This window comes from Blautia sp. AM23-13AC (assembly GCF_003435675.1).
In the GTDB taxonomy this organism is placed as follows: domain Bacteria; phylum Bacillota; class Clostridia; order Lachnospirales; family Lachnospiraceae; genus Fusicatenibacter; species Fusicatenibacter saccharivorans.
In genome coordinates this window covers 22,923-34,223 of sequence record NZ_QTUL01000020.1, presented here as the reverse complement: position 1 = coordinate 34,223, position 11,301 = coordinate 22,923, and the positions used below count along the sequence as shown (strand labels likewise).

Annotated in this window: 7 protein-coding genes; 1 reads left to right on the top strand and 6 read right to left on the bottom strand. The window is 49.3% G+C overall.

Features of this window, described 5'->3' with window-relative positions; all coding sequences use genetic code 11:
- Positions 1–165 precede the first annotated feature (165 nt).
- Positions 166–1,740, bottom strand: coding sequence for a carboxylesterase/lipase family protein (locus tag DW642_RS15210; protein WP_117510899.1), 1,575 nt, complete (start codon positions 1,738–1,740; stop codon positions 166–168).
- 299 nt (positions 1,741–2,039) lie between these two features.
- Here DW642_RS15210 and DW642_RS15205 point away from each other — a divergent pair, with 299 nt between their 5' ends.
- Positions 2,040–3,401 (top strand): MATE family efflux transporter, encoded by a 1,362-nt coding sequence (locus DW642_RS15205; RefSeq protein ID WP_117510897.1) that lies wholly within the window; start codon positions 2,040–2,042, stop codon positions 3,399–3,401.
- A 114-nt stretch (positions 3,402–3,515) separates the two neighbouring features.
- On the opposite strand, the gene DW642_RS15200 is transcribed toward DW642_RS15205, so the two are convergent.
- The 5 genes from DW642_RS15200 to mfd all read right to left on the bottom strand — a co-directional run bounded on the left by DW642_RS15200 (position 3,516) and on the right by mfd (position 11,296).
- On the bottom strand, positions 3,516–4,226 hold the full coding sequence (locus tag DW642_RS15200) for an HAD family hydrolase (protein ID WP_117510895.1): 711 nt from the start codon (positions 4,224–4,226) through the stop codon (positions 3,516–3,518).
- Positions 4,227–4,538: 312 nt separating this feature from the next.
- A complete protein-coding gene (locus tag DW642_RS15195; protein ID WP_117510893.1) occupies positions 4,539–5,423 on the bottom strand; it encodes a homocysteine S-methyltransferase family protein in 885 nt (294 codons plus the stop codon).
- A gap of 216 nt (positions 5,424–5,639) precedes the next feature.
- Positions 5,640–5,927 (bottom strand): hypothetical protein, encoded by a 288-nt coding sequence (locus DW642_RS15190; RefSeq protein WP_055220917.1) that lies wholly within the window; start codon positions 5,925–5,927, stop codon positions 5,640–5,642.
- A gap of 247 nt (positions 5,928–6,174) precedes the next feature.
- Entirely contained in the window at positions 6,175–7,584 is a 1,410-nt protein-coding gene (locus DW642_RS15185; RefSeq protein ID WP_117510891.1) for a SurA N-terminal domain-containing protein, read from the bottom strand.
- 187 nt (positions 7,585–7,771) lie between these two features.
- Positions 7,772–11,296 carry a transcription-repair coupling factor gene (mfd, locus tag DW642_RS15180; protein ID WP_055225749.1) on the bottom strand — a complete coding sequence of 1,175 codons (3,525 nt, stop codon included), beginning with the start codon at positions 11,294–11,296 and terminating at the stop codon, positions 7,772–7,774.
- Between the last annotated feature and the right edge of the window lie 5 nt (positions 11,297–11,301).

The following is an 11,301-nucleotide window of genomic DNA, read 5'->3' as shown; positions in this document are numbered from 1 at the left end:
TTTTAACTTTCTTCAATTTTAGTATTGACTTTTTATTTGCAGGCTGAAGTAACAAGAATGCGACGCGCAGTTTTCAATCTAGCATAAGTTGAAAAATGCCAGAATGTTTTTAACTGAGGCAAAACATTCTGGCTGTTTTTTCTGTGATTGCTATGAGTCAATTAATTAATGAATAAAGAACGCGTCCTCTTCCTCGTCTTCCACAACCGGTGTCATCGGGTTATACTCGGTTTCCACCAATTTTTTCACCAGCTCGTGATCGAAGTTGCGGCGGATTTCACAGGTTCTGTCGAAAATCATGGTTGCTTCATCCCCTGGGGTGCATGCCGGCCAGTTCGGGAGGGATGGGGTTTCCGGACTTCCGTAGCGGGCAAAGTTGATCCAGGCGGTGGCCATACGCTCCTGCAGACGGTCTGTTTCGCCCGGGACATTGCATACGGCGATGCGGTCGATGTTATGGAATACGAACGGAATCTCGGCACAATGCCATGCGGCTTTTCCGCCATCGATCGGGAATTCATAGGTAAACTGATAGGAATAGGTCGGCGCTTCTGTAAACTCCGATTTCTGACGAATGAATTCGATCGTTGCCGGACGGAAGAACGTATCCACAGACCACAGGTCGGCAATTGTTTTGTCCGGATATGCTTTTTCAAAAAGAGAAATCAGTTCCGGCGTTGCATCACCATATTTTCTCGTCAGGAACGCAATCTGTTCCTCACGGTTCATCTCATGTTTTCCCGGCACAACCGGTCCAAAATCAAACTCACCGATGTTGGTTCCTGCCAGCACAGGAATCGTTTTGGCGTGATCCGTAAATCCGCACTTGATCGGATTTCCGCGGAACCAGCCGTTCTCCATCGGTCCCTGTCCGATATAGCAGCCTTTCGCAGCAACCTCTGCCTCAACTTTATTGTACGCATTTGACAGCTCATAATACGGGATCGTCTCAAGCTTCTCCACCTCGGATTCGTCCAGATTCAGTTCTTTTAACAGAGCCTTCACAATCGCGGTGCCGTCTCCGTCCTCTTTCTGATAAACCTTTGCCTCATAAACACCGCTCTCGATGATACCCTTCTGGAACAGGCCGTCTGCTGCCGGCGTATTCATCAGCGTTGCCACCTTCATACCGCCGCCGGACTGACCGAAAATCGTAACATTCTCCGGGTCTCCGCCGAATGCCGCGATATTGTCATGTACCCACTGCAATGCAGCTACCATATCTGCGTTTCCTGCATTCGCAGAATTTTTGTATTTTTCGCCAAACGGCGAGAGATCGAGATAACCGAGGATATTCAGCCGATGGTTCACGGAAACAACAACGACATCACCGAACTCGCTTAAGTGATCCCCCTCATATGCCACATGCTCAATCGCAGAGCCGGCGCTGAAGCCGCCGCCGTGGAGCCATACCATGACCGGCTTTTTCGCACCCGGATCAAGACTCTGTGTCCAGACATTCAGGTTCTGGCAATGCTCGTCCTGCGGCCAGTAACGATGCGGTACCAGCACCTCCATGTTCGGCTCATCCTGCTTTAAAAGCGGACATACATAGCCGTACGCCAGCGCATTTTTGATTCCTTTCCACGGTTTCACCGGCTGTGGCATCTGGAAACGATCCGCCTCGGCGTAATGGATTCCATGAAACGCGTATGTCGTATTCAGGCGGAAGCCGCGTACCTTTCCCGCCTTTGTCTCTACTACCGGATCTGTTTTACTGCATACAAAATAATCTCCCATATTTCAGTTACCTTCTTTCTATCCTGTTCTGTGACGCGCAGTTTCCAAAAAACCACCGCAAAATCCCCCTGATCTTTCCGTTTTTGCACCGGTCTTTGAAGCATCTGTTGTTTTTGCATTTACGCATCTGCTCCTTATTATACCAGACAATTTTTTCAGAAACAATTCTTTTCACTTTTATTTTCGGCTGTTTATATCAATAAAGTCCGAAAATCGCGTCAAAAACTGATATTTCCATCACAACTTCAAAGTGCTACAATAAAAAAGAAGGTAAAATCAACGTAAAAAAGGGGACTACTATGACGAAAACAGTACAAAAGAGCAAAGCCCGCGATATGACCCAGGGCTCTATCTGGAAACAGCTTCTTCTCTTCTCGCTTCCGCTGATGGCCGGAAATCTCTTCCAGCAGCTTTACAACACCGTTGACAGCATCGTTGTCGGCAACTTTGTCGGCAAGGAAGCACTCGCCGCCGTCGGCTCCGTCGGTCCAATCATCAATTCTCTGATCGGCTTTTTCATGGGACTTTCCACCGGTGCCGGTGTCATTATCTCTCAGTATTATGGCGCAAAGGCGGATGAAAAGGTCAGCCGCACCGTCAGCACGACACTGGTGATGACATTTTTTCTCTCTATTGTCTTTACTATTCTCGGCATCTTCATTACACCGTACATGCTCCGCATGATGAGTACGCCGAACGACGTCATCCGCGAGTCAGCAACGTATCTTAAAATTTACTTTGGCGGTGTTGCCGGTCTGATGTTCTACAACATGGGCTCCGGCGTTCTCCGCGCTGTCGGCGATTCCCGCCATCCGCTGTATTTCCTGATTTTTTCCGCTGTTATCAATACCGTGCTCGATCTTTTGTTTGTCGTTTCCTTCGGCATGGGAATCGAGGGTGTGGCGCTTGCAACCGTTATTGCACAGTGCCTTTCGGCGGTTCTGACGCTGTATGTGCTGACCACAACAGACGGCCCATACCGCATCTGTTGGAAAAAGCTCTGCATGGACTGGTCTTTGCTGTACCGCATCGTCTGCGTCGGACTGCCAGCAGCGATCCAGCAGATGGTGACTTCCGTTTCCAACGTTTTCGTGCAGTCCTATATCAATGTATTCGGCTCGGATGTTATGGCAGGCTGGAGTGCCTGCATGAAAATCGACCAGTTTATGATGCTGCCGATGATGAGTGTTGGTCTTGCTTCGACCACCTTCACCGGACAGAACGTCGGTGCCAGCTACATTGACCGTGCAAAGAAGGGTGCTACAACCGCATTCCTGCTTGCTGAGCTTGTAACCATTGTGATGATGATTCCTCTGCTGATTTTCGCTCCGCAAATGGTCTATCTGTTTAACCAGGAGGCAGCTGTGATTCGTTACGGAACCCTGTTCCTGTATCTCCTCTCCCCGTTCTACATTCTCTGCTGCGTCAACCAGGTTTATTCTAACGTCCTGCGTGGCGCAGGAGACACCAGAACACCAATGATCGTAATGCTCGGAAGCTTCGTCGTGTTCCGCCAGATTTACCTGTTTGTGATGTCTCATATATTTGATTCCATCATTCCGATTGCACTTGGTTATCCGGCGGGATGGCTGGTATGCAGTGTTCTGATTTATGCCTGCTATCGGAAATTCCGATGGGATAAAGGAATGCGGAAAAGCTGAAGGATTCCTTTCCTGACATAAGCAAAAGGGGCTGTTGCACTAAGAAAATGAACGTAGTGCGACAGCCCCTTTTTTCGCATTATTTTTTCAGGAGTGCTGCTGAATGCTCTTTAATCAGAACAACTCTGCAATCGCCGCGATCTTCTCACAGTTTTCCGGCAGCGGACCATTGATTTTCGGTGACTGGCGCGTTGCCACGTAACAGCTTGCGATTCCGGCAGAGGCTGCACCGTGGCAGTCAGCGATGTCGTCATTTCCTGTCATCAGGCATTCTGCCGGATCGAGGTGATACTGCTTCAGCAGCATCTCATAAAACGCCGGATCCGGTTTTTTCACACCGGCATCCGATGAGAGCAGAATTCCGTCAAAGTATTTCGTAAGGCCGAGCAGGGAAATTTCCGGCGCGGTGAAAAGCGCCTGTGCGTTGGACAGCAGAAAAACCTTCTTTCCTGCGTCTTTTAAACGCTGCAGCATTTCCAGCACGCCGGGAAACAGTTTCAGTTCTTCTATCGAAATCGCACGGAACATTTTCGCCAGATCTGCAATTTCTTTTTCCGTTACCGAAACAGCTTGATCCTCAAACAGCTGCCGGAACACATCCGCAATGTCGATTTCCGGTACATGGCTGCCGCGGCATTCCATTTTAAGCGCAGCTTCCTGCTCTTTGATTTTTGTCTCATACGCCATCCGGAGTTCTTTCGGCTCATAGGCGGCCCCTTTCATGCCGAAGAACAGGCTCATTTTTTTCCAGAGATACGCTTTCTTTTCATTCGTATGTATATCTACCAGAGTTCCATATAAATCAAAAATATAATTCTGATACATCCTTCATCATCCTTTCTGTACGGAAGGTTTTCCACACGACACGTATTCTACCAGACTTTTCTCCACAATTCCATGTCTTTTTTCCAGACTTCCTATCTTTTTTCTCTACCCGGGCTGTCCATCAGACCAGATCGTTGAAACCTGTTTTGTCTTGCTCTCTGTAAGAAAGAATCCTGCCCGGAGGGCTTTTTACTTTATCGGAAAATTCAACGAAGTTTCTGGTAACGCAAAAAAAATTCCCCCGTACAGATTTTGTCCGCAACAGGGGAATTCATTACATCTCACAGTTTCCTGCGAATTGTAATCTTTGATTTACTTTCTCGCATCCAGCATTTCTTTCACCAGACGAATATACTCCGGTGTTGTTCCGCAGCAGCCGCCGACAATGCCTGCACCCGCGTCTACCAGAATGTTCATATATCTTGCAAACGTCGGCGCATCCATGCTGTAGATTGCCTCACCGGTCGGCGTGATTTTCGGCAGGCCGGCATTCGGTTTTACAATAACCGGTACTCTTGCCACTTTTTTCATGGAATTTACGACTGCCTCAAGCTGATCCGGTCCGACCGAGCAGTTCAGTCCTACGGCGGATGCTCCCATTTCCTGCAGTGTCTCAACTGCTTCCACAGCGTTTCCGCCGAACAGGGCAGAACCGTCTGCTTCCAGCGTCAGAGAACACATAATCGGCAGATCGCAGACAGAAAGTGCAGCATCCATAAAGACACACGTTTCATCTACGCTCAGCATCGTCTCCGCTACCAGAAGATCAACGCCCGCATTTGCTACCGCTGTTACCTGCTCTGTGTAGGATTCCAGCAGCTCTTCATAAGAGAGATCGCCTTTTGGCTGCAGCATTTTTCCCGGCGTAGAAAAATCTCCCGCAATCAGCGCACCTGTTCCGGCAAGCGCTTTTTTCGAGATGTCCACCAGGCGTGCATTCAGCTCCTCCACCTCGTTTTCTCTTCCATAATCCGCTAATTTCAATCTGTTTGCACCAAAGGTCGGCGCATAGACAATCTGGCTTCCCGCCTCCACGTAAGCCTTCTGTAAATTTGCCAGAATATCAGGGTGCTCCAGAACCCAAAGCTCTGTACTGACTCCTTTTGGCATTCCCGCTTTTGTCAGATTTGATCCGGTTGCGCCATCCAATAAAATGACACCTGCTCCGGCAAGCTGTTCAAATTCTTCTCTTGTCATTTTCTTTTCTCCATTCTGCCCGAGTTACCTGCAGCACATGTCCGCGTATACTGACAAATCCCGGCTGTTTTTTTCTGAACCTGCCGCGCTTTTCGCGTCAAATTCATGTTCAGTATAGCATTGTATTGTTTTCCCGACAAGTAAAAAAAGAGGTATCCGTTTTGGATACCCCTTCGTCTGTTTCTGTTCCCGAATGTTCAGCAAACCACGACATTCTCAATCATGATGCGCGTCTGAATGATGTGTCTCCGAATGATGCGTCTCCGAATGATGTGTCCTGCCCGAGCTGTTCCCCCCACCGGACGGGATATTCTTCGGTGACCCCGGAGACAAATTTGTTCCCTGGTTCACACGGGTTGCTTTCTGTCCATTTTCCACCTGCGAGGATGCCGATACCGTTGAAACACCCGAATCGGAACTGTTTTCCGTTGCAGCATTTTTTCCACACGCAACGAAAGCCAGTACTGCTGTACCGACAAGTACGGAAATTACTGCCTTCTTCATTTCTCCACCTTCTTTCCTGGTACATCGTTTTCGCCTGAACATTAGAGCGTGTCTGAAAAATTATTTCCGCAATTTGCGAGATACACTCTGGTTGTAATTTCATTTTAAATGAACTTCTTACTATTGTCAATTTACTCTACAAATTCCCTATTATTTTCTTTTTTTTGTTCAAAAATATTTTCAGACACAAACAGCAGCCGGACCCCTCTCCCGGATCCGGCTGCCGTTTGTCCTGTATCGTATGCTTTTATTCTGCAGTGCTTGAAGACGTCGAATCAGTGCCTGTGCTGCTTGTCGATGTCGTTTCGGTACTGCCTGATGTCGTGCTGTCAGACGTTGTACTGTCCGTTGCGGTACTGTCCGTTGTTGTGCTGTCGGTTGTGGTTCCATCTGTGGAATCTGTAGAAGCGCTGTCAACTGTCATCGTATACAGATCTGCGTCCGTTACTTCAAGTTTTTTCCAGTTGGATGCGACCTTGATATCGCTCTCCTTTACCCATCCATCCAATGTATCGTTGTACTTATCCGATTTGCGGTTGGAAATGATAGTCTGTCTTCTGGACTCGGTTTTGTCCTCGTCGAATGCTTTATCTACACGGATCACATAATATGCATCGTCGCCTTCGATGACACCGTCATAATACTCGCCATCCTTCAGCTTTGCTGCTTCTTCCGCTACTTTATCTCCAAGAGAACAGGTATCGTCATCGTCTTTCTCCGATCCGGTTCCAAAGGATGTCTCGGAAGAGGTCAGATAAGAAACCTCAGAGGAGGAATCGCTGGCGGAACTGCTCGATGTGCTCGCGCTTGAAGCGTCGGATGCGCTTGTGTCGGAAGCATCGGAAGAAGAGCTGCTCTCATCGGAGCTGTCGGCAGAATCGGTGGAATCTGCGGTATTCTCCGCATTTAACTGATCGTTCAGCTCCTTGCGCAGATCGGTAAACGATGCGGCTGCAGGATCCTCAGACTCTTTTAAGAGATCCAGGAATCTCTGTGCGATTTCTTTCTTTGCCGCTTTTTCCTCGTCCGTCAAATCAATCGTTTTTCCATCGTCATCCTTCTCGGTTCCTGCTGTGGATACCGTGATGTAGCTGATGGAGGTCTGCTTTGCCTCTTCATCGGATACCTCGGTATCTACATCTGCGATGATCGGATCATAAATTTTGGTTTGAATAACATACAGCTCCAGTGCATCCTGGATGTCCTCAACGGTTGCGTGCAGCTTTTTCATCACATCGTCACCGTTCTTATCTGCGAATGCCTGTGCAGCCTCTTTCGCCTGCTGTTTTTCCTCGTCTGTCAGGGAAATTCCGTATTCCTCTGCGTGCTGCCGCATCAGAAGCTCTTTTTCGATCGTATCAAGAGACTGCTCCTTGAACGTTTCCCCGGTAGTCTTTCCATCGTCGCCTTCCTTGTCGTACATCTCAGACGGCATCTGCATTCCGTACATCGAGTACATCTTGGAATAATAATTGTACATGGTTGCCTGCTGATATCTCAGCATGAAATTTGCCTGTCCGAGTGTAATCGACTCGTCATTTACAGTAATTGCCGTTTTTGTTCCGTCCACATTGTCGGAACCGCAGCCAGTCAGTCCCATCGCTGCCATCGAAGCACTCAGCATAACGCAGACTGCTTTTGCTTTTAAATTTTTCATTACTTCCTCCTCATGCAGGGCGAAATGTATGCTCAAAAAGAGTTTTTCTTTTTACACGTTCGAATTTCCGGTCCTGCATCGATTTTTATAAACGCTTTTCCTATTATACCCTTTTTGTTGATACAGGGCAACTTTTTTCTTCCCTGTTCACGCCTTTTTCACACGATTTTGTGGTTATGCGAGTATTTCACTCCTGTGTGATCTGCAGCAGATCTTCCACCAGTGCATGGCTCTTCTCCAGCAGATCGATCTTTTCCTTTGAATTTCTCCGCCGCGGCGTGTAGACAAACGCCAGCGACTCCATCTGGAATTTCAGTTCGTCTCGGTATTTCTGCAGCAGCTCCGGAATCCGCGCCACATCGATTTTTGCATGCTGCTGTAAGGTGACTCGTACCGAATCGCCCATCTGTTTCAGCTCCGTCACATACGCACAGTGCGCCAGCGCTTTCAGTTCTGCAACAGCCAGAAGATTCTGTACATTTTTCGGCGGTTCCCCGAAGCGGTCGGTCAGCTCCTCCGTCATGTCCTCATACTCTTCCTTATTTTCAATCGCCGCAATTCGCTTGTATGTGTCAAGCTTCAGAGCCTCGTTGCTGATGTAACTATCCGGAATATAGGCACTGACATTCAGATCAATCGTTGTCTCGAACGCCTCTGCCGGTGCGATGCCCTTCGCCTCCTGGACAGCCTCTGCGAGCATTTTACAGTAGAGATCGTATCCTACCGACTCCATATGGCCTGACTGCTCCGCGCCCAGCAGATTTCCAGCGCCGCGGATCTCAAGATCACGCATCGCAATTTTAAAGCCGCTTCCCATCTCCGTAAATTCACGGATCGCATGGAGACGCTTCTCCGCCACTTCCTTCAACATCTTGTTTCTGCGGTACATCAGAAATGCGTAGGAAGTCCGGTTCGACCGTCCGACGCGGCCGCGGAGCTGATAGAGCTGTGACAGTCCCATCTGGTCGGAATCATGGATAATCATGGTATTGACATTCGAAATATCGAGTCCTGTCTCAATGATCGTTGTTGACACGAGCACATCGATCTCTCCGTTGATAAAGCCGTACATGATCTTTTCCAGCTCACGCTCTTTCATCTGTCCGTGCGCAAAGCCTACATTTGCATCCGGCACGAGCTTCTGAATCGTGTTCGCCATATCCGCAATCGACTGGACACGGTTATAGACATAGTAAACCTGCCCACCCCGCGCCAGCTCACGGTTAATCGCCTCGCGGACCATTTCTTCATTGTATTCACAGACAAAGGTCTGGATCGGCTGACGATCCTGCGGTGCTTCCTCGAGCACACTCATATCGCGGATGCCGATCAGGCTCATGTGCATGGTACGTGGAATCGGCGTCGCCGTCAGTGTCAGAACATCCACATTTTTTTGCAGCTGTTTGATTTTTTCTTTATGCGTCACGCCAAACCGCTGCTCCTCATCGACAATCAGAAGGCCAAGATCTTTGAACTTTACGTCCTTCGACAGAACGCGGTGTGTTCCGATGACAATATCCACGAGTCCTTTTTTCAGATCCTCCAGCGTTTTTTTCTGCTCTGCCGGCGTGCGGAACCGGCACAGAAGATCAACGCGCACCGGAAAGTCCTTCATGCGCTCAACGAACGTATTGTAATGCTGCTGTGCCAGAATGGTGGTCGGAACGAGGTAGACGACCTGTTTGCTCTCCTGTACTGCCTTGAACGCTGCACGGATTGCAACCTCGGTTTTGCCGTATCCGACATCGCCGCAGATCAGGCGGTCCATGATCTTTTTGCTCTCCATGTCCGCCTTTGTCGCCTCGATCGCCGCAAGCTGATCGTCCGTCTCCTCAAACGGAAACAGTTCCTCAAATTCCTTCTGCCAGATCGTATCCTTTCCGAACTGATAGCCGGATGACGCCTGCCGCTCGGCATACAGCTTCACGAGATCCTGTGCGATGTTTTTTACCGCATGGCGAACCCGTGTTTTCGTCTTATTCCATTCCTGACCGCCGATTTTATTCAGCTTCGGCACCTTTGCAGCTTCGCCGGACGCATACTTCTGCAGCGTATCGAGCTGGGTGGCCAGCACATAGAGGTTCGATCCGCCCGCATACTCGATTTTCATATAATCACGCGTTACGCGGTCCATCTCAATTTTCTCGATGCCGCGGTAAATACCAAGACCGTGGCTCTCGTGCACGACATAGTCACCGATCGAAAGATCCGCAAAATTCTGGATTTTCTGACCGGAATACTCCGATTTCTTCCGGTTTTTCTTCTTCTCTTTTCCAAAAATATCCGTCTCTGTGATCAGCACAAATTTCTGCATCGGATATTCAAAGCCTCTGCGGGCCGCGCCGTGGATCAGCATGACCTCGCCCGGTTTCAGAACACGCTCCTCATTCTCGCTGTAGAAGGCCGGAATCTCCTCATTCTGCAGGTCCTCCGCCAGATGCTGCGCCCTCGTCCGCGACGGACTCGCCAGTACAATACGGTAACCCGCTTTTTTCCAGGATTTCAGATCTTTTACCAGAAGCGGGAACTGATTGTTATACGAATTAACCGATTTCACCGTCACACTGAACTCGTCACGGATATTCCACTCGCCCTTCTGCGGCTCCATCAGCGACACGGCAACACAGCCGCAGCGGTTCAGTTTTGCCACAAGCTCCGCCGTACTGCACATCAGCTTCGCCTGTCCCGGCAGGAGGTATCCCTTTTTGAGACGGTGGCTCACGCTCTCCTGAAATTCTGCTTCCAGCGCATCGGCACACTCGATGATGCGGTTCGGCTCATCGAGGAAAATGCGGCTGTTCTCCGGCAGATACTCAAGAAACGAGACGGTCTCCGGATAAAAATAATGAAGATACTGCTCCGCTCCCTGCAGAATTTCGCCCTCGCCGATCTGATCGCAGATTTCCTCTGCCGCATGGCGGATCCTTGCCGCTTCCTCTGTCATCATCTTGTCGCGGAATTTTGTGCTCTGCGCTTTCGCCTCTTTTTTTATAGCTTTTACGCCGCGCGCAATCGTGTCCTCTGTTAAAATCAGCTCCGATGCCGGATAGATTGTGATTTCCTCGAGGTTTTCAATCGACCGCTGGCTCTCCGCATCGAAGCTTCGGATGGAATCTATCTCATCGCCCCAGAGCTCAATCCGGATCGGATTTTGTTCCGTCAGCGGATAAATATCGAGAATGCCGCCGCGCACGGAAAACTGGCCGGTCGACTCCACCTGAAAGGTACTCTCATAGCCGAGCCGCACCAGCTCTTTTCTTATTTTATCCAGATCGAGTTCGCTGTCATTGCGCAGATGGATGCAATGTTTTTCGAACACGTCAAGTGGCAGAAGAAAGTCCATACATCCCCCTACACTGGTGATGATGGTAACTTCCTTCCGCTCAAGAAGTGCCTGGATCACCTGAAGCCGCTGCCGGATCAGCAGATTTCCGTGAATGTCTGCCTGATAGAAAATCAGGTCCTTCGCCGGATAATACAGCGTCTCCGCATCGTACAGCCGGTAATCCTCATATAATTCTTTTGCTTTTAATTCATTTTCCGCGATCAGAAGCCGCACCGGGGCATCCTCGGAGAGACCTGCGATCATATGGGCTTTCTGGCTTTCCAGACAGCCCGAGATCACCGTCACACCTGCGGTTCCTTTTTTCAGATCACGGAACAGCTCGTCAAAACGGGCAATTTCTTTGATCGGTTCTAATAACGCTTTCATTTTCC